The organism is Candidatus Enterococcus testudinis, from assembly GCF_002140915.1.
Lineage (GTDB): Bacteria > Bacillota > Bacilli > Lactobacillales > Enterococcaceae > Enterococcus_D > Enterococcus_D testudinis.
The window spans coordinates 1,298,405-1,322,116 of the sequence record NZ_NGKU01000001.1 but is presented as its reverse complement, the minus strand read 5'-3'; the positions used below and the strand labels follow the sequence as shown (position 1 = coordinate 1,322,116).

Annotated in this window: 23 protein-coding genes; 3 read left to right on the top strand and 20 right to left on the bottom strand. The window is 42.8% G+C overall.

The features are described from left to right. Positions 1–44: 44 nt before the first annotated feature. Positions 45–356 carry a DUF1827 family protein gene (locus A5886_RS06330; RefSeq protein WP_086274168.1) on the top strand — a complete coding sequence of 104 codons (312 nt, stop codon included), beginning with the start codon at positions 45–47 and terminating at the stop codon, positions 354–356. Between the two features lie 88 nt (positions 357–444). Here the strand turns inward: A5886_RS06330 and A5886_RS06325 are convergent, their stop codons facing one another. The 7 genes from A5886_RS06325 to A5886_RS06295 all read right to left on the bottom strand — a co-directional run bounded on the left by A5886_RS06325 (position 445) and on the right by A5886_RS06295 (position 8,253). Then, the gene (locus A5886_RS06325) at positions 445–2,025 is read right to left on the bottom strand and encodes a peptide chain release factor 3 (RefSeq protein WP_086274167.1); all 1,581 of its coding nucleotides are present in this window, start codon (positions 2,023–2,025) and stop codon (positions 445–447) included. Between the two features lie 172 nt (positions 2,026–2,197). Continuing rightward, positions 2,198–3,010, bottom strand: a complete 813-nt coding sequence (locus A5886_RS06320; protein ID WP_086274166.1) for a MetQ/NlpA family ABC transporter substrate-binding protein — start codon at positions 3,008–3,010, stop codon at positions 2,198–2,200. Positions 3,011–3,023: 13 nt separating this feature from the next. Continuing rightward, positions 3,024–3,686: a metal ABC transporter permease EmtB gene (gene emtB / locus A5886_RS06315; protein WP_086274165.1), complete on the bottom strand. Its 663-nt coding sequence runs from the start codon at positions 3,684–3,686 to the stop codon at positions 3,024–3,026. Continuing rightward, positions 3,673–4,398 carry a methionine ABC transporter ATP-binding protein gene (locus A5886_RS06310; protein WP_086274164.1) on the bottom strand — a complete coding sequence of 242 codons (726 nt, stop codon included), beginning with the start codon at positions 4,396–4,398 and terminating at the stop codon, positions 3,673–3,675. The genes emtB and A5886_RS06310 overlap by 14 nt, the downstream gene beginning before the upstream one ends. A gap of 10 nt (positions 4,399–4,408) precedes the next feature. Continuing rightward, a complete protein-coding gene (gene lplA / locus A5886_RS06305) occupies positions 4,409–5,425 on the bottom strand; it encodes a lipoate--protein ligase (RefSeq protein ID WP_086274163.1) in 1,017 nt (338 codons plus the stop codon). Positions 5,426–5,648: 223 nt separating this feature from the next. Then, on the bottom strand, positions 5,649–7,025 hold the full coding sequence (locus tag A5886_RS06300) for a hemolysin family protein (protein ID WP_086274162.1): 1,377 nt from the start codon (positions 7,023–7,025) through the stop codon (positions 5,649–5,651). 106 nt (positions 7,026–7,131) lie between these two features. Further along, entirely contained in the window at positions 7,132–8,253 is a 1,122-nt protein-coding gene (locus A5886_RS06295; protein ID WP_086274161.1) for an AI-2E family transporter, read from the bottom strand. Positions 8,254–8,391: 138 nt separating this feature from the next. Between A5886_RS06295 and A5886_RS06290 the strand changes: the two genes are divergently transcribed. After that, complete coding sequence (locus A5886_RS06290; protein WP_086274160.1) at positions 8,392–8,826, top strand: GNAT family N-acetyltransferase; 435 nt, start codon at positions 8,392–8,394, stop codon at positions 8,824–8,826. Between the two features lie 49 nt (positions 8,827–8,875). Here the strand turns inward: A5886_RS06290 and A5886_RS06285 are convergent, their stop codons facing one another. The 4 genes from A5886_RS06285 to recX form a co-directional block, all read right to left on the bottom strand. Then, positions 8,876–9,859: an N-acetylmuramoyl-L-alanine amidase family protein gene (locus A5886_RS06285; RefSeq protein WP_256926161.1), complete on the bottom strand. Its 984-nt coding sequence runs from the start codon at positions 9,857–9,859 to the stop codon at positions 8,876–8,878. 151 nt (positions 9,860–10,010) lie between these two features. Beyond that, positions 10,011–10,544, bottom strand: coding sequence for a nucleoside tri-diphosphate phosphatase (gene ntdP, locus A5886_RS06280; RefSeq protein WP_086274159.1), 534 nt, complete (start codon positions 10,542–10,544; stop codon positions 10,011–10,013). A gap of 93 nt (positions 10,545–10,637) precedes the next feature. Next, on the bottom strand, positions 10,638–11,792 hold the full coding sequence (gene mutY, locus A5886_RS06275) for an A/G-specific adenine glycosylase (RefSeq protein WP_086274158.1): 1,155 nt from the start codon (positions 11,790–11,792) through the stop codon (positions 10,638–10,640). Next, the gene (gene recX, locus A5886_RS06270) at positions 11,785–12,579 is read right to left on the bottom strand and encodes a recombination regulator RecX (RefSeq protein WP_086274157.1); all 795 of its coding nucleotides are present in this window, start codon (positions 12,577–12,579) and stop codon (positions 11,785–11,787) included. Before recX ends, mutY begins: the two co-directional genes overlap by 8 nt. 113 nt (positions 12,580–12,692) lie before the next feature. On the opposite strand from recX, the gene rlmD reads away from it, so the two are divergent. Next, positions 12,693–14,069 (top strand): 23S rRNA (uracil(1939)-C(5))-methyltransferase RlmD, encoded by a 1,377-nt coding sequence (gene rlmD / locus A5886_RS06265; protein ID WP_086274156.1) that lies wholly within the window; start codon positions 12,693–12,695, stop codon positions 14,067–14,069. A gap of 76 nt (positions 14,070–14,145) precedes the next feature. Here the strand turns inward: rlmD and hisIE are convergent, their stop codons facing one another. The 9 genes from hisIE to glyS all read right to left on the bottom strand — a co-directional run bounded on the left by hisIE (position 14,146) and on the right by glyS (position 23,711). After that, positions 14,146–14,784, bottom strand: coding sequence for a bifunctional phosphoribosyl-AMP cyclohydrolase/phosphoribosyl-ATP diphosphatase HisIE (gene hisIE / locus A5886_RS06260; RefSeq protein ID WP_086274155.1), 639 nt, complete (start codon positions 14,782–14,784; stop codon positions 14,146–14,148). 22 nt (positions 14,785–14,806) lie between these two features. Next, positions 14,807–15,562, bottom strand: coding sequence for an imidazole glycerol phosphate synthase subunit HisF (hisF, locus tag A5886_RS06255; RefSeq protein ID WP_086274154.1), 756 nt, complete (start codon positions 15,560–15,562; stop codon positions 14,807–14,809). Continuing rightward, the gene (gene hisA, locus A5886_RS06250) at positions 15,559–16,296 is read right to left on the bottom strand and encodes a 1-(5-phosphoribosyl)-5-[(5-phosphoribosylamino)methylideneamino]imidazole-4-carboxamide isomerase (protein ID WP_086274153.1); all 738 of its coding nucleotides are present in this window, start codon (positions 16,294–16,296) and stop codon (positions 15,559–15,561) included. The genes hisF and hisA overlap by 4 nt, the downstream gene beginning before the upstream one ends. After that, positions 16,293–16,919 carry an imidazole glycerol phosphate synthase subunit HisH gene (hisH, locus tag A5886_RS06245; protein ID WP_086274152.1) on the bottom strand — a complete coding sequence of 209 codons (627 nt, stop codon included), beginning with the start codon at positions 16,917–16,919 and terminating at the stop codon, positions 16,293–16,295. Before hisH ends, hisA begins: the two co-directional genes overlap by 4 nt. A gap of 24 nt (positions 16,920–16,943) precedes the next feature. Continuing rightward, positions 16,944–17,534, bottom strand: coding sequence for an imidazoleglycerol-phosphate dehydratase HisB (hisB, locus tag A5886_RS06240; RefSeq protein WP_086274151.1), 591 nt, complete (start codon positions 17,532–17,534; stop codon positions 16,944–16,946). Next, positions 17,531–18,589 carry a histidinol-phosphate transaminase gene (hisC, locus tag A5886_RS06235; protein ID WP_086274150.1) on the bottom strand — a complete coding sequence of 353 codons (1,059 nt, stop codon included), beginning with the start codon at positions 18,587–18,589 and terminating at the stop codon, positions 17,531–17,533. Before hisC ends, hisB begins: the two co-directional genes overlap by 4 nt. Further along, positions 18,586–19,866 (bottom strand): histidinol dehydrogenase, encoded by a 1,281-nt coding sequence (gene hisD, locus A5886_RS06230; RefSeq protein WP_086274149.1) that lies wholly within the window; start codon positions 19,864–19,866, stop codon positions 18,586–18,588. The genes hisC and hisD overlap by 4 nt, the downstream gene beginning before the upstream one ends. Further along, a complete protein-coding gene (gene hisG, locus A5886_RS06225; RefSeq protein WP_086274148.1) occupies positions 19,863–21,431 on the bottom strand; it encodes an ATP phosphoribosyltransferase in 1,569 nt (522 codons plus the stop codon). Before hisG ends, hisD begins: the two co-directional genes overlap by 4 nt. 210 nt (positions 21,432–21,641) lie before the next feature. Then, a complete protein-coding gene (gene glyS / locus A5886_RS06220; RefSeq protein WP_086274147.1) occupies positions 21,642–23,711 on the bottom strand; it encodes a glycine--tRNA ligase subunit beta in 2,070 nt (689 codons plus the stop codon). Position 23,712: the final 1 nt, after the last annotated feature.

Sequence of the window (23,712 nt, the reverse complement as noted above, 5' to 3'; positions counted from 1 at the left end):
TCTATAATGTTATTAATAAATACATAGAATGTGAGGTGAGTCTGGTGAAATTAATAAATGTGACCAACAGCCATTCTCGACTAGTGATGAATCAGTTAGAAAATACGGATGCGGAACTTGTAAAGGTTTACACCGCTGGTGATACAACAGTGATCTTTACCTCTGCCCCCTATCATAACGAAATCTTACTGATCAACAAAAAACGCAACATCCGACCGACAGAAGTAGAAGAGATCCAAGAATACTTTTTGAAGAAACTACCTAACGGCTCGTATGACCCTAACAGTATATCTGTTATTCAAATGCCAGAAGTGGTAGAGATCTCGATTCAAAAAAACCTTTCCCCATCCAGTTGATAAAGAAAAAAATATCTATAAAAGGTGACTGTCGCAGCCCTCTTTTATAGATATATTTTTTTGCAACTCATGCTAAACACGTCGTTTCCTACATCAAACTCTTCAATTCAACATCCGGATATTTATCCGCAAACCAACGCATCGCAAATTGATTTTCGAACAAGAACAAGGGTTGGTCAAAACGGTCTTTGGCCAAAATGTTTCGACTTGAACTCATCCGTTCATCAAGGTCTTTCGGGTCGATCCAACGCGCAATCTTATTGCCCATCGGTGTCATAATGACTTCTGCATTATATTCATTCAGCATGCGGTATTGGAAGACTTCAAACTGCAATTGTCCAACGGCACCAATAATATATTCATCGCTTAAGTAAGTTTTGTACAACTGAATGGCCCCTTCTTGGACCAATTGATAGATACCTTTATGGAAAGATTTTTGTTTCATCACATTCTTGGCTGTGACTTTCATAAACAATTCCGGTGTAAACGAAGGCAATTCTTCATAAGCTACTTTTAACTTACCTTCGTAAATCGTATCACCAATTTGATAATTCCCAGTATCGTAGACACCAATAATATCACCTGCAACTGCTTCTTCGATATTTTCGCGGGTATCCGCCATAAATTGTGTCACATTGCTTAATTTCATTTTCTTGCCCGTCCGCTCTAATGTAACGTCCATCCCCCGTTCAAAGGTCCCAGAACAGATACGTACGAAAGCGATCCGATCACGGTGTGCAGGATTCATGTTGGCTTGGATTTTAAAGACGAATCCTGACATTTCAGGTTCATAAGGACTCACTTCTGTATCAGCCAATGTTTTGTGCCCATAAGGTGACGGCGCAAATTGCAAGAATGTTTCCAAGAATGTTTGCACCCCAAAGTTGGTCAAAGCCGAACCAAAGAATACCGGCGTTTGCTCCCCGCGTGCGATTTTCTCAGTATCAAAGGAATCACCTGCTTCTTGTAGTAACTCCACTTCTTCCATCACTTGTTGGAACAAACCGTCTTGGCTAAAAGGATGATCCGCTGGCAGATGCCCAGCATCATCAAGAGGTACTAAACGTTCGCCGCCATGATTGTCTGGACGATAAAACTCGACCCGTTGATTATGAATATCATACAATCCTTCAAGACCTTTTCCCATACCGATAGGCCAATTCATCGGAAATGATTCGATTGCCAATAGATCTTCTAACTCTTCTAACAGATCCAAAGGCTCACGGCCATCACGATCCAATTTATTAATAAAGGTAAAGATCGGGATACCACGTTTTTTGACTACTTGAAATAATTTTTTGGTTTGTGCTTCAATCCCTTTGGCGCTATCGATGACCATGACTGCACTATCGACAGCCATTAATGTTCGATACGTATCTTCCGAAAAATCTTCGTGTCCAGGTGTATCCAAGATATTGACGCGTTTTCCTTGGTAATCAAATTGCATCACGGAACTGGTTACAGAGATCCCCCGTTGTTTTTCGATATCCATCCAGTCAGATTTCGCGAAATTGCCTGTCTTTTTCCCTTTAACGGTTCCAGCTTGACGAATCGCGCCGCCAAATAAGAGCAATTGTTCAGTGATCGTTGTTTTCCCGGCATCCGGGTGAGAGATGATCGCAAATGTTCGGCGACTATCTACTTGTTGTTTTAATTTTGGGTTATCCATTGGTTATGTAACTCCATTTCTATATTTACGTATGTACAGAGTCTCCCCTGCAAGATTTCCGACCAAATCAGTATATCATGGAAATAGATCAGAAAAAAGAAAAAAACGCAACAATGACCATTCCCACCTTACATTATCGGCCTGAGGAATGGCATTGTTGCATGCATGTTGATTAAAAGGCTGGGACCAAGGTATCACTATGGTCTTTTTCTAAAAATTCTTTGACTTTGTCACTTGTCATCGCTTTGCGCAAGACCTTGATTTTTTCAGAATCTTGATTGTCTTCTCGCGCCACTAATGAAATCGCAAATCGATCGTCGATCGTTTTCTCAAGGAATAGTGCATCCTCAGGTTTTAAGCCTATTTTCGCGATATAGGTTGGATAGTTGTAGACTAGCGAAACGTTCGGTTCTTCATAAGCTTCCGCTAAATTCAGCAAATCCACCGATAACCACTCAAAATTTTTCGGGTTTTCTGTGATGTCTTTCAACGTACCATTGACTCCAACACCATCTTTCAAGGTGATCAATCCTTGTTCTGCTAAAATAGCCAATGCACGTCCTTCATTCGATACATCATTTGGCAATGCCACTTTTGTGCCGTCTGGAATATCCGCGATATCTGTATAATCTTTAGAATAAAAACCAACCTTTGCATTGTAGATTTTATCCAAAGCAACTAAATGCGCATCCTTTTCTTCGTTGAATTTCTCCATATATGGTTGGTGTTGGGCAAAATTGGCATCTACTTCTTCATTATTCAACAATTCATTATACTGAATATTGTCATTGACTTGGACCAATTCGATCGTCCAACCATCTTCAACCGCTTCTGCCGCCACTTTAACGACATCCGTCATCGGTGTCGTTTGCGAGGCCACCTTGATCACTTTGTCTTCGCTGCCTTCATTATTTGTTGTCGAACCGCAGGCTGCCAATAACCCCAGTGTCAAAACACCTAAACCTAATACCAATCCTTTTTTCATGTACCTTTTCCTCCTATTTACGTTTATCTACTCTTTTTGCAACGGCATTGCCAAGCCATTGCAATATAAAAACCAAAACAATCATGATCAAAATGGCAAAGTACATCACTCCATACTCATAGCGTTGGTACCCATAGCGAATCGCGAAATCACCAATTCCGCCGCCGCCTACGATTCCCATAACCGTGGAATATGAAACCATACTGACGATTGTCGTTGTCAAAGCAAGGACCAATCCGCTTCTGGCCTCAAGCAACAAAAAAGACCGAATATATTGCCAGCGCGTCACCCCAAGTGATTTGGCCAGCAGCGTCACATCTTCCGGCACATCTAACAAGACTTGTTCAGTTAAGCGGGCATAGACACTGATTGCTACGATACTTAGGGGCAAGCTCGCTGGAATTGGACCAAAAGAACTGCCTAAAAGCATTCTCGTCACAGGAATCAAGGCTACGACGAAGAGCAAGAAGGGAAATGAACGGATGATCGTCACCAGCAGATTCAAGCCTTCATAGGCCAGAGAAAAAGACTGTCTCCTCGTTAGATACAGCAGTACGCCCATTGGCAAACCGAGCATGATTGCTGCCCCAATGGATATCCCCATCATGATCCCTGTTTCTCGCAACGCTTGCCATAATTCTGGCAAATAATAGTCAATACTTTCAAGAACCGACATGCAGCAAACTCCTCTCTACCTGTTCAACGTAGCTAAGACCAGATACGTCGATCAGTTGCGGTTGATGTGTAAATTCAGCCGTGAAGCGTCCTTGCTCCAGCACATAGACCCGCTGGCATAGTTGACGAACAACTGACAGCTCGTGACTGACAAAGACCACCGCCGGCTTAAAGGTCTGCTGCACCTGCTGCAACAAGCGCATGATGTCTTTTTTTGTATCCTCATCTAAAGCACTTGTCGGCTCATCACAGAGCAAGATTTTCGGCTCTCTTATCAATGCTCTAGCAATCGCTACTCGCTGTTTCTCACCACCGCTCAGTTTTGCTGGATAAGCATTGGCTTTGTCCGCCATGCCGACAAATGACAGCATCTCAGCAACTGTTTCCCCAGATTTACCCAATAATTTAAGCGGCAAATAAACATTGTCATACACCGTCAAATTGCTTAATAGGTTATACTGTTGAAAAACCATGCCAATCTCTCGCTGAAGAGTCAAATGTTGTTTCTGATTCAAATGACCGATCACTTGATTGTCGATCTTTATTTCACCTTGGTCTGGTTGCTCGATCAGATTCAACACCCGCAATAAAGTTGATTTGCCAGACCCGCTTTTTCCAACGACGCCCACGATTTCTCCAGCGGCTACTTCAAAAGAGAGCTGCTTTAGAACCGGTTGATCATAGCTTTTTGATACATCCTTTATGGTTAACATGAAAGCCTCCTTAATGAAACAACAACGCTAGAAATTCATCATTGGTCATTTGGTGGATATAGTGGTCCACTGGGTGCTGAGACAAGATTTCTTTGATTGATTGAGCTTCAAAAGGCTTGCCTATCAAATGATCTTGCAACGATTCGATGCCTTTTTGACCAAAAAAGTCACCATGTATCTGTAACGCCGTAATCAAACCCTTAGCAACCGAAAAATTGATCTCTACGATCCCCACTCGCTCAAACCGTTTTCTCTTTTGCCAATCAAAAGCAGGGGCTTCAGCAAAAATCCATTGCGGATTTGCGTAACGGTCATGAAACAACTGTTCGATTGCTTGATGATCCTCACCCGTCAATTGCAATTCTTGATCGGCGATCTCCTCCATCGATGACACACCATATATGTGACAGAGCAATGCATCACGAAAGGCATAGGTATCCAGATCACGATACGCTTCTGCTAGATAAGGTTTGATATTGGTGACACTTTTGCGCACAGATTTCGTGGCCTTCGACGCAATCTTTTCTTCCGCAACATGCAAAACATGTGTGAGTGCATCAAGGTCGACATCAAACATCAAGGTTCCATGTGCATAGGTCCGATCTTTTTTGGTATACATTGCATTTCCCGAAAACTTTTTGTCATCGATATAAAGATCATTTCGGCCATGAACGGTAATCCCCGTTGCCCCCATCGCTGCCAATCCTTTCATGATCGGTTGCGCGGCTGACTGATAATCGCCGAAAAGGGCAGCATCCTTTTTGGTCACGAAGCTAAAACTCATATTGCCCAAGTCATCGTAGACTGCGCCACCTCCTGAAGTTCGACGGGTCAATACGATCGATTCAGATTCCAGATATGAGACATTGATCTCTTGATAGGCGTTTTGATTTCTCCCGATTATAACACAGGGTTTTTGAATGTATAACAGCAAGCAAGGCTCTTGAATAACTACGTTATCCATTAAATATTCTTCAGTTGCCAAATTCATGCGGATATCATCACTAGGCATGCGGAAAAATTTCATTTGAAGCAACCTCCATTCAATTTATTTCATCACTTATAATCTCTTTATCAGAATAAAATTGCAACTAAAACGCTCTTATTAAAATGATAGTTGTTCTTTAATCTGTTTTTTCGCTGTATCAATCTTTTCTTCTATCCTACCTGTTTATCCTTCGCAAAGCAAGGGCATTCATACAAAATATGCAAATAAAAAAACCAGCGTATCAATCGCTGGTTTTTTGTGGTTATCTTCTAGGTTCATCCTCTTCAAAATCTTTGCGGAAATAGCGTCGTTCTTCTTCTGGTTCAATGTCCCGATCTTCTGGGTCATGGAATTTCACACGAATTTTCAAGACCCGCGATCCTTCCATCTCCTCAGAGATCAATGTTACATTGTCGACTTCAAAGGACAGTTTTTCGTCATCATCGGGAATCTGACCTAATGCTGTGATCAAGTACCCTGCCATTGTATCGACATCACTCATATGCAAGCTCATATTGAAGGCTTCATTAAAGTCATCGATCAACATTCTGCCTTGGATCACATATTCTTGATCAGAGATTTTTTCATATAATTCTTCGACTTCATCTGATTCATCATCGATCTCACCGACAATTTCTTCCAACAAGTCTTCCAATGTCACGAGTCCGACGACTCCACCGTATTCATCAAGTAAAATGGCCATTTGGTTTTGGGTTTTCTTCAATTCATACAATAAATCATCAATAAAGACTGTTTCTGGAACAAATAAAGGTTCTTGCAAGATTTGTTGAATATCCATCGTTTCAAATCCATGCTTGTAGGCGCTCTTCAAAAGATTCTTGGTGTGCAAGACACCTACAACTTTATCTTTGTCCTCATTATATACAGGAATACGAGAATAGTTTTCTGCTAAAATTTCAGTCAAAATTTCTTCTACTGAATCATTGATATCCACCATGAAAGCTGAGGTACGCGGTACCATTACTTCACGGGCAACTTTGGTATCCAAAGAGAAGATCCCTTGCAACATTTCCAATTCATCTTCTTCGAACACACCTTCAGTTTCCAACATATACCGCATTTCATCTCTGGTCATTTTGGTATCTTCATCGTCAAACTCCATCGGCGTGATCCGTGCCAACAAACTTGTTGAAGCAGATAATAACCAAACAAATGGTTTTGCAATCGTCCCGATCGTGCGAATCACACCAGAAGTAAATTGCGCCACTTCTTCTGATTTGTTCATAGCAATTCGCTTAGGATACAATTCACCAAAAACGATCGACACATAGGTCAATATCGCCAATACAATGATATTGGCTAAACTTTTAGCAGCGGAACCACCACCTAAATATGGTGCCAGTTTCGTGGAAAGTGTATCTGCCAGAGAAGCCCCTGATAAGATATTGACTAAAGTGATCCCAACTTGGATCGTTGACAAGAAATTCGTTGGATTTTCAATGACTTTCAATAATTTTTGTGATTTGACATTTCCTTCTTCCGCCTTTTGTTCGATACGGTTTTTGTTGACTGAAACAACCGCAATTTCAGAAGCCGCTAAAAAGGCATTGATTAATGTCAAAACGATCAACAATAAAATTTGCGCTAAAAGCGACTGACTCTCGGGGTCAGCATTCATAGTAGCATTCTCTCCTTATTTTCCATTTATTCTAAAAAAAATCGTGGGCTATGCCCACGATAAAATCGTATCACAAACCATTTTCCTTTGCAATAAAAAACATCAGTCACCCATTCTCAAAAAGACGCTCTTGATTCTTTTTACTCTTGTCATCTCTAACCAAGTGCACGATGAAGACCACGATCGTGCGGCAAATGGCATAAAATGGCACACCTAAGAAAATACCCAAGAGACCTGCGATATTGCCTGCTACTAGTAAAACCAAGATGATTGTCAGTGGATGGATAGCCAAGGATTTGCCAATGACATTCGGATAAATAATGTTGCCGTCAAGCTGCTGCACGATCAAAACAACTATACAGCATAATAAAGCCCGAAATGGTTCGTCAAAAATAGTGACCAACACAGCAGGAATCAGACCAAGGTATGGCCCAAGGTACGGAATCAAGTTGGTGATCCCAGCAATCACGCCAAAAAGAAATGCATAATTGACACCTAAGATCCAATAGCCGATAAACGTAAAAGTGCCTACGAAAATACACTCGATTGCTTGGCCACTGATATAATTCGACAAGGTTTTATTCAAATCGTTCAGCAATTCAACAATTTGTTCCCGTCTTTTTTCAGGAAAAACACTTTTGATATTCGGTACCAACTTTTCGCCATCTTTTAGCATATAAAACAAGATAAACGGCACTGTTACAATGATCATCGCCGCCGAAGCAATTGTACTGACGATCGATCCCAAGCTTGTTGATAGACCACTCAAAAATTGTTGGATGATCGTGCCGTAGGAAAGGTTTAAATTTTCCAACTGCTGCGCAATATCGATTTGTTTAAAGAATGGATCGTCTGCCATCGAGTAGATCCAGTTTTCCATATTACGGGCAAAACTAGGAATATTTTCCGCCAATTGCGAAATCTGACTGATCAGATTCGGAATCACACTGAAAAACATCAAAACGATTGCCCCCAACAACAGCAGCAAAACAATGATTACCGCAAATACCCGTTTCATTTTGGTCGTTTTCATTAGGAAAACGACGATTGGGTTTAAGAGATAGTATAGAAAGCCCGCAATCAAGACTGGCGCAAATAAAGTTGAAAAAAATGTTCCGACTGGCGCAAACAAGAAATTGATTTTACTTAGGACAAATACTAGTGTCACTATAACCAAGGACTCTAACGACCAAAAGAACAGTTTTGATTGTTTGATTTTATCGAACAAGAAATTCCCTCCTTTTTTCTACATTATAGAATACTTCGAAAAAAAAAGCTTGCGACTTAAGAAGGAAAAAGTTTTTTTCCAAAAAAAAATGCTATACTAATAAAAATAACCAAGAAAAACTTGTTGAGGTGAACTGACATGCATGTTGCACAAACCAAAGATACGTTAAGTGACATCTACTTAGCATCCCTAAAAATCAGAAATACCGTATTCGTCAAAGAACAAGGTGTCCCACTCGCACTAGAGGTAGATGAAAACGAAGCCTTGGCGGTTCATTTTGTCTTATATGATGACCAAAACCAGTCGGTGGCCACCCTGCGCTTCTTGCCAATCGATGCCAAAACCATGAAATTACAACGAATGGCGGTACCAAAAGACTATCGCGGCCACGGCTGTGGCCGGATATTGATCGAAGGTGCCGAAGCCTTCGCGAAAGCTCATCACATCGAGAAAATTACATTAGGCGCGCAGTTGACCGCACAAGATTTTTATCAAAAATTAGGTTATCAAGCAGAAGGCGAAGTGTTCTTAGACGCAGATATGCCCCATATCAAAATGACCAAAACCTTATGAGCCAAAACAGGCGCTTCTCTCGTTGATCAACGAGAAAAGCGTCTGTTTTTTAGTCACTGGTTGCTTGATTCGCGGCAACAATGGTCTTTAGTGCATCTAGTAAACCAGCAGAAACACGCTGGGCGTAATCCTCCGCTGTGATCACCCCTAAATCATAATCACTATTCAAATAGCCCAATTCAATCAAAATGGCAGGGACATACTGTTCTCGAATCACATAATAATTACCAAAACGGGCACCATTATTGACCAAATCCAGCTGATCCGCTAAACTGCCACCAATCGTTGTAGCGGTCGTTTCATAGCTGGGGTAATAATAATAGACTGTGTACCCTTGATTGCCATTAGGATAGCTATAATTATCATAGTGAACACTCAAAAACAGATCTGGCTCTTGCGCCAATGAAAGTGAGGCGATATCGGCCAATGCAATATATTCGTCTTCAGTCCGGGTATAACTGACTTGCACACCAGCCTCGCTTAATGTTTGACCAATCGTTAAGACTGTCGAAAGAGTTAAATTCTTCTCCATGATCGTGCCATCCGTTGATAAGGCGCCTGAGTCTTCCCCGCCATGCCCTGCATCTAAGACGATCTTGAAATCGGCTAATGATTGTGGCAAATCGTTTTCCTTCATCTCGGCTATTTCGCCATTGGCTTGCGGAATATAGCCTGTAATTCCATCATCTGTTGTGATTTGGATCAACGTATCTGTTTCCGATACATAATCTGCCCAAGAGCCGCGATGCACTTTTCCTACGACATTTGTCAAATCAGTGCCTTCATAGATTTGTACATAATCACTTTCACTTTCGACAGTTGCGTCATAAAGAGCTGGATCAACATAGATTTGCACTTTTTTGACGGTTTGCTGGGTTCTAGTACTAGCTGTTTCAGCAGCAGACGACGCTTGTGTTTCTGTTGTTTTTCCGCTATTCGACGAATCATCTGCCACTTGATTTGTCTTGATCACCACACAGACCATAACCAATAAAATACTGATGAGCGAGAGGAACAAAATTGCTTTCTTCATTTTTCAGACATCCTTCATTCATTGCTGTTTTTCAGACTAACAATGACACCTTAAATCAAACTTAATCAGCTTTCGAAAGAACAAAAAACTCCAACCATTACATTATGGTTGAAGTCTTGCGGATAAATGAGTGTACATGCACCCATTTGCCTTATTTTTGAGACAACTGCTTGTAGCGATCATACCAAATGTCCACATACCCTGGTGAAAAGGGGCCTTTGCCATTATTGATCCAATCTACTAAGATTTTGACATTTTCTTTTAAGATAAAGTCTGTGTCTTGCGGATAATGCATGATTTTACTATGTAATTCATACTCATCCACATCCAGTAAACGTTTCTCGCCATCGGGAAATACTTTAATATCAAGGTCATAATCGATATATTTCAACGCCTCTTCATCAAGTAAATACGGTGAAGCAAGATTACAATAATAGGAAACCCCCTTTTCTCTAATCATTGCGATTACATTAAACCAGTATTTTTTATGAAAATATACAATTGCTGGTTCACGGGTAACCCAACGTCTTCCATCTGATTCGGTCACCAATGTATGATCATTGACCCCAATCACTGAAAATTCGCTGGTCTTTAAGACCATCGTATCCCGCCACGTTCGATGCAAATTGCCATCATGTTTGTAACTTTGAATGCTTACAAACTCTCCTTCTTTTGGAACTCGCATAGCAACCCTTCCCTCAGCAAGTGACCTTGCGTTTTGTTTGGGTGTTCATTACACCGACATCGGTATAATTATAGCAATAAATGACTCCTTTGCCTAGAAATCTTTATCGAGTTTCTGATATTTCTTTAATTGCGCAACCATTTTTTGCTGCGGCTTTGGAAAAACATATCCCTCAAAATCATCCTCTGCTGCCCATTCCCCTATTTCAACAGGAAATTGTTGGCCTTTGCGCCCATAAAACAACAAGATATGCCATTTCAAATGGGTAAATAAATGGGTCACTTCGCCGAAATGGCGTTTTTGCCAAATCACTGGCAGTTCAGGAAAAATAGTGGGCGTAGACTCTTCCGCGATCAAATCGAGTTGACCTGGCTGTTCCTCTTTTTGCCATAGCGTTGCCAACTGCTGATACTCTGATTTGGAAACTTCCGCTAAAGGAAAATGCCACATAGAGGCCAACAAACCACTAGCACTGCGTTGCGTCAACAAGAAATGCCCAGCATCTTCGATCGCCGCAGCCACAAAGTAGACATCCTTGGCTTTGGCTTTCTTTGATTTGACTGGAAAATCCGTTTGTTTCTGTTCTACATAAGCCAAACAATACTGACTGATCGGGCATTCCTGACAGTTTGGCGATGTCGGGGTACAGATTCTGGAACCTAAATCCATAAATGCTTGATTGAAAGCCCCGGGGTCATTTTCGGGCATCATCTGGCGCATCTTTTGGTCAAAGACAACTCGGCTGCTGGCTTTGGCGATATCAGACTCAATACAAAACAAGCGACTCACTACACGCATCACGTTGCCATCGATCGCAGGTTCCGGCAACCCAAAGGCAATACTGCCGATGGCCCCTGCTGTATACGGACCGATTCCCTTTAATGAACGAATGTCATTTACAGTATCAGGCATTTGCCCATTAAAAGTATGGACAATCTGTTCAGCCGCCGCCTTTAGATTACGGGCACGGGAATAGTACCCCAAGCCTTCCCAGACTTTTAAAAGTTTTTGCTCTTCTGCATTTGCTAACGCCTCGATCGTCGGGAATGTTTCCATGAAACGGTAATAATACCCAATGACAGTTTCAACTCGCGTTTGCTGCAGCATGATTTCTGAAATCCAGATTGCGTACGGATCATTGGTAGCCCGCCATGGTAAATTCCGCTTTTCTAAATGGTACCACTCTAAAAAGTCTTCTTGAAATTGCTTGATCATATCGTGATCCCAGTCTGTTTCTTGTTTACTCATCCATGACTTCCTCATCTAAAAATTGTTGGATATCTTCAATCGAAAAGCCTTTTTGGTAAAGGGCTTGTTTGATTTTCATTTTACGTTTCATTAAGGGCAAACGCTGATGGCGACGCAGCAACCGTGCACCTTCTTTTTGCAAAGCATCATTTTCCTGTTCTTGGTCTTTCTCCATTGGCAATTCATCAAGGATCATTTGGATAACTTGCTGCTGAAAGCCTTTTTGCATCAAATGTAATTTGAGTTTTTGCAACGTTTCTTTATGGCTTTTATTTTGAAATCGTCGCAAGGCTTTTTCTGCTGTATGATAGCCTACTTCAAATTGCAGCTCTTCGGTATAAAGCGGCAAGACTTCTTGGATCACCGGATCTTTTAAGCCTTTCTTTTTTAGCTGTTGTCCAATGACCACCGGCCCTTTATCACTGATTCTGATTTGCGTCCGCACGTAACTTTCACCGTAGATTTTGTCATCAATCAGTTTCAAGTCCTTTAAACGATCGATGACGAGTTGTCGATCATGACTGTCAATCTCTTTGTCTTTCAGATACATACGGACTTCCATTTCAGAGCGCAGCTGGTAACTGATATAGTTCATTGCCTGCTGCAAGCCAACATCGAAGCCAGCACTCTTCTTGATTGCTTTGATATCTGCTTCGGTAATTTCTTTGCCTTTTAACAGTCTGAAACGAACCAGCAGATCTTCTGAGACCCGCAACATTTCACCTTCAGATGTTTCCACTTCATAAAAAGGCCCTTTGCCTTTGTTGATTCGAATGATTGTAATCATTTTTTCCACCTCGCGAACGTACATTCTATTTTAACATAAGTTTAGAGATATTCCCGCAAAAAGAACTGAACTTTTGTGGTAGAATAGGTTGAATACTTATTGAAGGAGCTATCATGGCAAATATACAAGTTGAACTAGGACAAAAACTGCAATTAACGATCAAGCGATTGGGTATCAATGGTGAAGGGATCGGTTATTATAAAAAACTGATCGTCTTTGTTCCCCGCGTGCTCCCCGGAGAACAGGTCATCGCTGAAGTGACGAAAGCCTCTCCCCGTTTTGCTGAAGCCAAAATGACCAAGATCGTCAAAAAAAGCCCAGACCGCATCCAACCTCCATGTAAATTTTATGACCGCTGCGGCGGCTGTCAATTACAGCATTTAGTCTATGACAAGCAATTAGACTTTAAAAAGGACCTGCTGAAGCAAGCCCTCGAAAAATTCAAACCACAAGGCTACCGCCAATTTGAATTGCGGGATACATTAGGGATGGATGAACCTTGGCACTATCGAAATAAAGCCCAATTCCAACTACGCTATAATGCCCAGACAAAGCGAGTGGAAGCTGGTCTTTACGAAATGGAATCACATCGGTTAGTGGCCATCGACGACTGCTTAGTGCAAGAACAAGATACGCAAATAGTCATCAATCGAATTGTCCAACTGTTGAATAAATACCAAATTCCGATTTATGATGAACGAAAAAATAGTGGCATCCTTAGAACCTTAATGGTGCGGGTGGGCATCGCCACCGGCGAGATCCAATTGGTCTTTATTACCAATTCACCAAAATTGCCGCAAAAAAATGCGCTGATCCGTGAAATCAATCAGCGTTTGCCGCAAGTTGTCTCGATCATGCAAAACGTGCAAAGCAAAAAAACATCTCTTGTTATGGGGGATGACACGATTCATCTGTGGGGCAAAGAAGCCATCGAGGAACGGTTGAATGAATTAACATTTGATTTATCTGCGCGGGCCTTTTTCCAATTAAATCCGCAACAAACCAGCATTCTATATCAAGAAGGCATCAAAGCCCTTGATTTGACGAAAGACGAAACGGTTGTCGATGCTTATTGCGGTGTAGGTACGATTGGTTTAAGCGTGGCCAAACAAGCCAAGGAAGTCCGTGGCATGGACATCATCCCTCAAGCCATCGAGAATGCCAAAGAAAACGCCAAAAGAATCGGTGCAACCAATACGCATTACGAGACAGGTACTGCCGAAGATTTGCTGCCAAAATGGTTCCAACAAGGCTTCAAACCTGACAGCATCATTGTTGATCCACCTCGAACAGGCTTGGATGATCAGCTGTTACAAGCGATCGTCCAACAACCACCGAAAAAAATGGTTTATATCTCATGCAATGTATCGACCCTTGCCCGTGATCTTGTCAAGCTGACAAAAGTCTTTCGAGTCGATTACTTGCAATCTGTTGATATGTTTCCCCAAACTGCAAGATGTGAGGTCGTCGTCAAATTAACTAGAATTTGATCGTCTAATCAACAGGCGAAGCATGCGTAACTATGCGCATCCTTCGCCTGTTTGATTTTGTAAGTTGAAATAGCTGTTATTCCTGTCCTAATCGTTCCTGCTTCACTTTATGATCGACAACATGGCGCTTGGACAGCTCTGATTGGATCTCAGTGAAGGGAATTTCCAGTTCAGTCAATAAAACCAACAAATGGTAGATCAAATCCGCACTTTCATAGACCGTTTCTTCTCGGTCTTTTTTCAATCCTGCGATAATGACTTCTGCGCTTTCTTCGCCAACTTTTTTCAATATCTTTTCAAGACCTTTATCGAAAAGATAGCTGGTGTAACTACCAGATTGCGGGCTTCTTTTCCGTTCTCCAATCAATTCAAATAAACTATTCAACGATAGCGGGTCTCCTTGTTTCTTATATACTACCTCATTGAAACAACTTTCAGTACCTTGATGACAAGCTGGGCCATCTTTGATAACTTTAGCCACCAATGCATCTTGGTCACAATCAGCAGTTAACGAAATCAACTGTTGATAATTGCCACTGGTTTCACCTTTGCGCCACAATTTTTGGCGACTGCGGGAATAAAATGTCATTTTCCCTTCATTTAGGGTTATTTGCAGACTTTCTTCATTCATATAAGCCAAGGTCAGCACCTGATTCGTATCATAATCTTGAACGATCACTGGTACCAAACCTTGTGCATCAAATTTGATGTCCATCACTGCACCTCACTTTCTATTCTTACAAACGTATCGGCACATCATTGGCTGCCAAATACTGCTTCAGTTCGCCAATCGCCACTTCTTGATAATGAAAAATCGATGCGGCTAACCCAGCATCGATGCTGGACAATGCAAACAGTTCAAGAAAATCCTGCATGCCGCCTGCACCACCAGAAGCGATGATCGGCAATGAGATACTTTCTGTTACGCGCCGCAGCAATGGCAAATCAAAGCCTTTTTTCACCCCATCTGCATCCATACTGTTGATAACAACTTCACCAGCGCCATATGCCTCTCCCATTTTGAGCCATTCAAGGGCATCGATACCCGTATCTTGCCGTCCGCCATGGGTAAAGACGTGATAGGCATCTCCTACTCTTTTGACATCGACACTCAGCACCACACACTGGCTGCCATAACGTTTGGCTGCTTCTTTGATCAACAGCGGATTGTTGACGGCGCCAGAATTGACACTGACTTTATCCGCCCCGCATTGCAAGACACGCTCGAAATCTTCAACCTGATTGATGCCACCGCCAACCGTCAATGGAATGAACACTTCCGCCGCGGTCCGTTTCAATACATCGGTAAACAGCTTGCGCCCTTGTGCTGATGCCGTGATATCATAAAAGACCAGCTCATCAGCACCTTGCTGATTATAATACGCAGCTAAAGCTACGGGATCATGGACATCTTTTACATCAGCAAAATTGATCCCTTTGACTACCCGTCCATCTCGAACATCTAAACAGGGAATGATTCGTTTTGTGATCATCGTCTGCCTCCCTCTGAAACACGATTGGCTTGATGAAGCACCTCTGGTAATGAAAGGGTGCCATTATAAAGCGCCTTGCCGACAATGACCCCTTCCACACCGATCGCTGTTAAAGCGTCAATATCCGCGACACGCGCCACTCCCCCAGATGCTGTGACAGACAATCCGGTTATTTGTTGCAAATCTTGATACAATGGGGCATTGATTCCTCGCCCTGTACCATCTCTTTCGATTTCTGTGAAGATGATCCGTTGACAGCCCCATGCGACCAACTCTTGGCAAAAATCTCGCGCAGTGCGTTCCGTACTGGTTTCCCACCCATCAACCGCAACTTTTCCCCGCTTGGCATCAACCCCGATCACGATTTTGTCACCATACACCCGAAGTAAGTGTTGGGTCAATTGCGGATCTTTGACCGCGATCGTGCCTAAAATCACTTGACTGACACCGCATGATAGATACGCTTCAACTGCTGCTTGCGAACGGATTCCACCACCAACTTCAACTTGTAGGGATGTCGCAGACACAATGGATTTGATCATATCAAACTGTGCTTGCTGTCCATTTCGGGCACCATTCAAATCTACTACATGGAGATGCGTTGCCCCTTGTTCGTAAAAGGTTTGCGCAAATACCAACGGATCTGTTCCAAAAATTTCTTTTTGCTGATAATCTCCTTGGGTCAAGCGCACCACTTGGTTATCCAATAAATCAATCGCCGGATAAATATTCATCGTTTTTCCACCTCCGCAAAAGCCTTCAAAATACCCAATCCCGTTTCACCACTCTTTTCAGGGTGAAATTGCGTGCCATACACGTTTCCTTGCTGAACGATCCCAGGGACAGAAACCCCATATTGGCTATCTGCAACCAACGCGGCTTCACAGTCAGTCGCATAGAAGCTATGCACATAATAAACAAAGGGCTCCGGTGTCAGATACTTGGTGATAGGGGAGGTCCTCTGTTGTTGCAAGGCATTCCAACCGATATGAGGGACTTTCAAATCAATGGCTAGCGCTTGAAATTGATGTGTCAATGGTTTGATTTTTCCTTTGATCAACCCTAACCCTTGATGCAGACCGAACTCTTCACTTTCTTCAAATAACAACTGCATACCTAAGCAAATACCTAATAGCGGGGTACCTTGCCTAACTTGTTCTAGAATTACCGGAATCAACCCGCTACGATCCAACATGTTTTTGGCATCGCCGAAAGCACCAACGCCAGGCAGGATCAAATGATCCGCTGCAGCGACAGTACCAGCATCATTGGAAATACAAGAAGCAATGCCTTCATGTTTGAGTGAACTCTGGATACTGAATAGATTGCCGACACCATAATCAACGATCACCAACATAGAGGCCACCTCTTTTCTTTTTGATCATAAAATCGTGCCTTTCGTGGAAGGAATCGCATCAGGAGCTGTTGGATCAATGGCTACAGCTTGCGCCAATGCGCGACCAAATCCTTTGAAACAGGCTTCGACGATGTGATGACTATTTTTGCCGGCAATTTGATGGACATGGATCGAAGCGCCTAATTCTCTAGCAAAGGCTACAAAAAATTCTTCTACTAATTCCGTCGCAAAGGAACCAATCTGCTCAGCAGGAATCGTTAGATCAACCACTGCCATCCCTCGTCCACTAATATCGATGGCACAGACGACCAACGCTTCATCCATCGGCAAATGAAAGGAGCCGTAACGGAAAATCCCCCTGCGTTCACCCAGTGCTTCTGAAAAACCTCTAGCAATCACGATTGCCGCATCTTCTACAGTATGGTGGGCATCGACATGGACATCACCATCCACCGTCAAATCTAAGTCAAAACGACCGTGGCGCACGAACAATTCCAACATATGGTCAAAAAAACCAACTTTTGTGTCAATCGTCTGTTGGCCGCTGCCATCAATTTGCAGCTGCATATCGATCTTCGTTTCAGTTGTATTTCTAGTGATTTGGGCTTTTCTCATTGAGGGACCTCCTTCAATATCTTCTGGACAGTGTGGACAAAGATGTCCATTTGCGCTTTCGTTCCGATCGTTACCCGCAAATAGTTCGCGATCGCTGGCTGATCAAACCACCTGACATAGATATGATCTGCTTTTAATTGTTCAAGTATCACGTTGGCGCTGACCTTAGGATGCGAGATGAACACAAAATTGGTGTGACTGTCTGTCACTTGAAAACCCAGTGTCGTCAACTTATCTTTCGTCCATTCTCTTACTTGAATGATTTTATTTACTTGCGACTGAAAATAGCGATCATCTGCAAGAGAAGCTGCACCGGCGGCGAGGGTCAGTGTATTGACATTATATGGATTGACTGAAAATTTCAAACGATTCAAATCAGCAATCAAGTTGGGATTCCCCACCGCATATCCCAAGCGTGCGCCAGCTAATTGGCGTGATTTAGAAAAGGTGCCAATCACCAATAAATTGGCATATTGTTTTGTATAAGGCACCATCGATTCCCCGCCAAAATCAACATAGGCCTCATCAATGATCACCAATCGGTCAGGCTGCTGTTTCACCAATTCCTCTAAAGAAGCAGCTGACAGCTTTAACCCCGTGGGTGCATTTGGATTGGCGATTACGATCGTTTGCATCAATCGTCGATATGGAGCCAAATCGATGGTCAAATCCTCTTTCAAAGCAATGACTTGCGCGTCGATTTGATACATATCGGCAAATACTTGATAAAACCCATAAGTGATCGTGGGATAGGCAACTCCTTTGGCCATAAATGCTTGAAAAGCCAATGACAACACTTCATCGCTCCCATTGCCGACAAATACCGAATCTACTGATACATCTAAATAGTCAGCTAAAGGAACACGCACTTGCAAGCAAGCAGCATCAGAGTATTTCGCCAAGTCTTGGGCTGCTAAACGAACAGCTTCTTCGACACCTGGGGCTGGCGGATAGGGGTTTTCATTGGTATTTAACTTGATGACATCACGTTGTTGCGGCTGTTCTCCTGGAACATATGGAACCAGCTGTTGATACTTCGGATCTAAAAAAGTCAAAACTTCGTCTCCTCTCTGATTGCCATTGATCGCGCATGTCCATCTAAGCCTTCCGCTTCTGCGAATTGGATCACTGAATCTCGGGCGTCTTTCGCCGCCTCCGGACTGAAATACAGGTAACTGCAGCGTTTCACGAAATCTTGGACCGAAAGGCCCGAAGAAAAGCGGGCGGTCCCTTCTGTTGGCAAAGTATGGTTCGGTCCGGCCAGATAATCGCCTAGTACTTCCGGTGTATGATGCCCCAAGAAGGTGCTGCCGGCATTGCGAACGACACCTAATAAAGCAAAAGGATCCGCAACCGCCAGTTCTAAATGCTCCGGTGCGATTTGATTGGCGATAGTCATTGCTTCATTCAAATCACGTACCAAAATCAATTTACCATGGACAGCCAAGGAACTTTCAGCGATCCTGCGTCGCGGCAAGGCTGCGACCTGCTTGTCCAAAGCAGCTGCGACCCGCTCGATCAAATCTGCTTCTGGCGTGATCAAAATTGCTTGGGCATCTACATCGTGTTCCGCTTGCGCCAATAAATCTGCAGCGATCCAATGTGGATTGGCTGTTTGATCTGCAACAATCAAAACATCACTAGGCCCTGCGATCGTATCGATACCCACGAGACCATTAACCAATTTTTTTGCAGTGGCAACATAGATATTGCCGGGACCTACGATTTTATCCACTGGCCGAATGCTTTCAGTGCCATAAGCCAATGCTGCTATCGCTTGCGCACCGCCAATCGGATAGAGTTCAGTTATTCCCGCCAAATGCGCAGCAGCCAAGACAGCCGCAGCGATCTCTCCTTTTTCGTTCGCTGGTGTCACCATGACGATCTCTTCCACTCCCGCAATCAGCGCCGGCAAGACTGTCATCAATACAGTACTCGGATAAGCAGCGGTGCCACCAGGGACATACACGCCAACTCGGTTTAATGGAATTATCTGCTGACCCATGACCTGTCCCGGCTGAGACTGGATGAACCCCTGTTGGACTTGTCGTTGATGAAACGTGCTGATATTTTCTTTGGCTTGCGCCAGCACAGCAGCCAATTCCGGAGAAATCTCATCGATTGCAGCAGCGATTTTCGCTGGTGGATACGCCAATTCAGTTAGGAGATGCCCGTCAAAACGTTTTGTATACTCCCGCAGCGCTTGATCCCCTTCCCTTTGGACAGCTTCTAATATCGCTTGTGTTTCTGTCACCACATTTTTTGTCTCATTGCTTTGCCGCTGCACGATTTCTTGCAGTGAATGTTGTCTGCTATCAAAACGTTTGATCATAAGTCATTCCCTACCTTTTGAATAAATTCTTGAATCGCCACCTCTTTGAAACGCCAAGAAACCGGATTGACGATCAAACGGGCAGAAGATTCCAAAAATTCTTGCAATATAATCAGATGGTTTTCCTTTAATGTCGTGCCCGTCTCTACAATATCCACGATCACATCAGATAAATCCAACAAAGGGGCCAATTCAATTGAACCGTGAAGTTCGATCAATTCGATCGGTTGGCGAATATCGTTGTAGTAATGTCTCGTGATTTGCGGATATTTCGTTGCCACCCGCAAAGGTCTTGTCGAGTCTGGCTGAAAATCTGACTTACCAGCAACCACCATCTTGCATTTGCCAATCTTTAAATCCAAGACTTCCAAAACATTGGTCTCCCCTTCAAGTAATACATCTAAACCAACGACACCAATATCTGCCGCTCCTCGATCCACATATTGATCGACATCACTTGGTTTGACCAAAAAGAAACGAATACGGTGGACATCATCTTGAAAAATCAGCTTGCGGCTATCATCAAATAAACCAGCGCTGACTAAACCAGCCTTGACCAGTTTTTGATAAATGGCATTGCCCATTCGACCTTTTGGCAATGCAATATCCAAATAGCTCTTTGTTGGCACTGTTGATTGTTGGGTTTTCCGATCAATCCCATTTAAATACATGCCAAACCCAATCGCACCTTGCTGGGCGCCGTGGGCTTTGAGCAAGTGATCATAGCGACCGCCGAACAAGACTGCATGAGGAATTCCCTCAAGAAACCCTTGAAACAACAAACCACTGTAATAATCGGTATCATTGACGAAAGAAAAATCTAAGCGAACATCGATCGTTGCTGTTGCAGAACAGTGATTTTGAAGCTGGTCATACAATGCATTCAATTCCACCATTGCTTGTGCGGCTTTTGGTAACGGTGCAACCAACAATTCGACTTCAGTCGCAACTTCTTGAAACGGCCCAGAAACAGCTGTCAAACGGGTCAGTGCTTGTGTTAGTGGTTCACTCAGCCCTGCTTGCTGGCAAACGGCTTGCATAGTATGCGGACTTTTGGTTTGTAATGCCATAAGCGCCTTCTTTTGCAAACCATACGGTGCAAACTGTTCAACGATATCTTCAACCAAACCAATATGAGAGATATCCAGTGCGCCTTTACCTGCAACTGCCAAACTTTCCATCGCAAGTTGGACAACTTCCGCTTCACTTTCAGAGTCGATTTTGCCGATCAATTCCAAGCCAATTTGATTGATGCGTTTATATTCTCCATCTTTACGGTCATGGCGATAAACATCTTCATTGTAATAAACTCTGCGGGCTTCACCAATTGGTGTATTTTTGACGATCGACAATGTCACATCAGGATTCAATGCCATCAAGCGGCCATTATTCCCAGTAAATGTAATAGGGTCAACATTCGTTAAAAATGCTTTATTTTGCAAATACAAATCATATTCCTCAAAGCTACTCAATCGAAATAAATGGAAGTGGCGATGCTCGTATAACTCCCTTAACTGAAGTGCAATGCGTTCTTCTGGACGTAAAATAGTCAATAATTCTTCCATCAAATGCTCCTTTCGATTGGGTGCAAACTGTTCATTTGCAAAAATGTATTAAAAACATCTTAGTTTTCTTTAAGGAAATAGTCAATATCAAATTTTAAATATCTCATTTTGCATCACTCATTCATCTTCATTCCCATGAAAAAAAACCTCTGACACGCGCTTTTATGCGTCGCATCAAAGGTTTTTACACTGATACTCATGTATCACACATTACTTTGTGATCAAAGCGTCTAAACTTGCTACAGCCAAACTCATTTTGGCAATTTTATTCAATAAAGCAAAGCGATTACGTCTGATGGTTTCATCTTCTACCATGACCATAGTTTGATTAAAGTAGGTATCGATCAATGGACGTAATGCTACTAAGTTTTGATAGTTTTCTTCCATCGTTTGTTGGGCGAATTGTGCTTCTAAAGCAGTTACTGCTTCATACAAATCGCGTTCGGCATCGTTTTCGAACAATGAAGGATCAATGGTTTCTTCATCAAGTTCCGCTTTTTTGGCCAAATTGATCACTCGAGTCAAAGCTTCCATCGACGGTTTGAAATCTGTATCATTCAAATGGTCCCGTAATAATTGTGCCGCTTCAAATAATCTGCTGATATCCCCTTGACGAGAACCTAAAACCGCTTCGATCACATCATGACGGGTGTTTTTGCTTAACAAGAATTGACGCAGACGACCTTTTAAGAAATCCGTTACTTGCTCTTGACCAGAGGCCAATTCAATGCCATAGATTGTCAAGTCCGCATTGACTAGCCCACGAATTTGTTCTTGGATTTGCGCAAATGGGAAGTACCAGCGTTTTTCTGCCAAGATCCGGATGATACCATAGCTTTGACGACGGAGTGCATACGGATCGTTTGAACCGCTTGGCACCATATCCACAGCAAAGAAGGACAATAAGCTGTCTAATTTATCGGCAATCGCCAAGACAGCACCAACTGCTGATTCTGGTAAAGCACCTTCTGCTGAGATTGGCATATAGTGTTCGCGAATCGCTTGCGCAACTGCTGGTTTTTCGCCTTGCAGCAGGGCATATTTTTCACCCATGATCCCTTGTAATTCCGGGAATTCGCCAACCATATTGGTAACTAAATCAAATTTGTAGATTTCGGCTGCCCGTTGCAAATCAGCTAGTTCTTCTGTTGTTAAACCAACTGTTTCTCCAATGATTTGTGCAGCAACAGCTGTACGTTGCATTTTTTCATAGAGGCTGCCGATTTTTTCGTGGAAAGTCACATGTTTTAATTTTTCGACACATTGGTCGATCGTTAACTTTTTGTCTTCATTATAGAAAAATTCCGCATCTTCTAAACGAGCAGTCAACACTTTTTGGTTCCCTTTGATGACATTCTCGATTTTTACAGCATTCCCATTTCGAGCCGAAATAAAGTGAGGCAGCAATCTGCCATCCGCATCTCGCACATCGAAGTAACGTTGGTGTTCTTTCATCGACGTAACCAAGATTTCTTCTGGGATCGATAGATATTTTTCTTCAAAATCACCAACAAAAGCAGTTGGGTATTCAACCAGATTGTTGACTTCTTCCAATAAATCTTCATCTAGATCGATACGCCAGTCATTGTCTTTGGCGATCGTGTCGATTTGATCGATGATCATGTTTTTGCGTTTTTCAGGGTCTGCGATCACAAATTGATCCGCCAATTTCGACAGGTACTCATCTGCATGATCAATGCTGACAGTTTCCCCTAAGAAGCGATGACCTCGTGATTGACGGCCTGTTTGCACATCTAAAACTTCAAAAGGAATCACTTCACGATCGTATAAGGCAACGATCCAATGAATCGGACGAATGTACGCAAAGTCATGATTGGCCCAATGCATCGTCACAGGGAACGTTAGACTGGTGATCACCTCTTTTAAACCAGCCAAAACCGCTTTGGTTTCTTGTCCTTTGGTTTCTTTTGTGACATAGACATATTCGACCCCTTTGACTTCTTTGAAGGTGATGTCGTCTGTAGTAAGTCCTTGCCCCCGCACAAAGCCTTGAGCCGCTTTTGACCAATTGCCGTTTTCATCTAAGGCGATTTTTTTGGCAGGTCCTTTGACTTCTTCTTTTGTATCGGCTTGTTTTTCTGGCAGATCTGTGACATAGACCGCTAAGCGACGAGGTGTCGAGTAGGCAGCAATTGATGCATATGGCAAAGCATGGGCCGTTAAAAATGCGGCTGTTTTGTCCGCTAATTGTGTCATACTTGGGGTAACGATATGTGCGGGTACTTCTTCTAATCCGATTTCTACTAATACATTCGCCATC

Excerpts from the sequence above, each read along its gene's own strand:
- A5886_RS06290 (WP_086274160.1), top strand. The coding sequence starts at position 8,392 with ATGCATGTTGCACAAACCAAAGATACGTTAAGTGACATCTACTTAGCA.
- A5886_RS06310 (WP_086274164.1), bottom strand. The coding sequence starts at position 4,398 with ATGTTAACCATAAAGGATGTATCAAAAAGCTATGATCAACCGGTTCTA.
- emtB (WP_086274165.1), bottom strand. The coding sequence starts at position 3,686 with ATGTCGGTTCTTGAAAGTATTGACTATTATTTGCCAGAATTATGGCAA.
- hisH (WP_086274152.1), bottom strand. The coding sequence starts at position 16,919 with ATGTTGGTGATCGTTGATTATGGTGTCGGCAATCTATTCAGTATCCAG.
- A5886_RS06300 (WP_086274162.1), bottom strand. The coding sequence starts at position 7,025 with ATGAATGCTGACCCCGAGAGTCAGTCGCTTTTAGCGCAAATTTTATTG.
- hisB (WP_086274151.1), bottom strand. The coding sequence starts at position 17,534 with ATGAGAAAAGCCCAAATCACTAGAAATACAACTGAAACGAAGATCGAT.
- hisIE (WP_086274155.1), bottom strand. The coding sequence starts at position 14,784 with ATGGACATCAAATTTGATGCACAAGGTTTGGTACCAGTGATCGTTCAA.
- hisF (WP_086274154.1), bottom strand. The coding sequence starts at position 15,562 with ATGATCACAAAACGAATCATTCCCTGTTTAGATGTTCGAGATGGACGG.
- A5886_RS06285 (WP_256926161.1), bottom strand. The coding sequence starts at position 9,859 with ATGAAGAAAGCAATTTTGTTCCTCTCGCTCATCAGTATTTTATTGGTT.
- lplA (WP_086274163.1), bottom strand. The coding sequence starts at position 5,425 with ATGAAATTTTTCCGCATGCCTAGTGATGATATCCGCATGAATTTGGCA.
- hisD (WP_086274149.1), bottom strand. The coding sequence starts at position 19,866 with ATGATCAAACGTTTTGATAGCAGACAACATTCACTGCAAGAAATCGTG.
- A5886_RS06320 (WP_086274166.1), bottom strand. The coding sequence starts at position 3,010 with ATGAAAAAAGGATTGGTATTAGGTTTAGGTGTTTTGACACTGGGGTTA.
- hisA (WP_086274153.1), bottom strand. The coding sequence starts at position 16,296 with ATGAATATTTATCCGGCGATTGATTTATTGGATAACCAAGTGGTGCGC.
- recX (WP_086274157.1), bottom strand. The coding sequence starts at position 12,579 with ATGATTACAATCATTCGAATCAACAAAGGCAAAGGGCCTTTTTATGAA.
- rlmD (WP_086274156.1), top strand. The coding sequence starts at position 12,693 with ATGGCAAATATACAAGTTGAACTAGGACAAAAACTGCAATTAACGATC.
- hisG (WP_086274148.1), bottom strand. The coding sequence starts at position 21,431 with ATGGAAGAATTATTGACTATTTTACGTCCAGAAGAACGCATTGCACTT.
- A5886_RS06325 (WP_086274167.1), bottom strand. The coding sequence starts at position 2,025 with ATGGATAACCCAAAATTAAAACAACAAGTAGATAGTCGCCGAACATTT.
- ntdP (WP_086274159.1), bottom strand. The coding sequence starts at position 10,544 with ATGCGAGTTCCAAAAGAAGGAGAGTTTGTAAGCATTCAAAGTTACAAA.
- mutY (WP_086274158.1), bottom strand. The coding sequence starts at position 11,792 with ATGAGTAAACAAGAAACAGACTGGGATCACGATATGATCAAGCAATTT.
- glyS (WP_086274147.1), bottom strand. The coding sequence starts at position 23,711 with ATGGCGAATGTATTAGTAGAAATCGGATTAGAAGAAGTACCCGCACAT.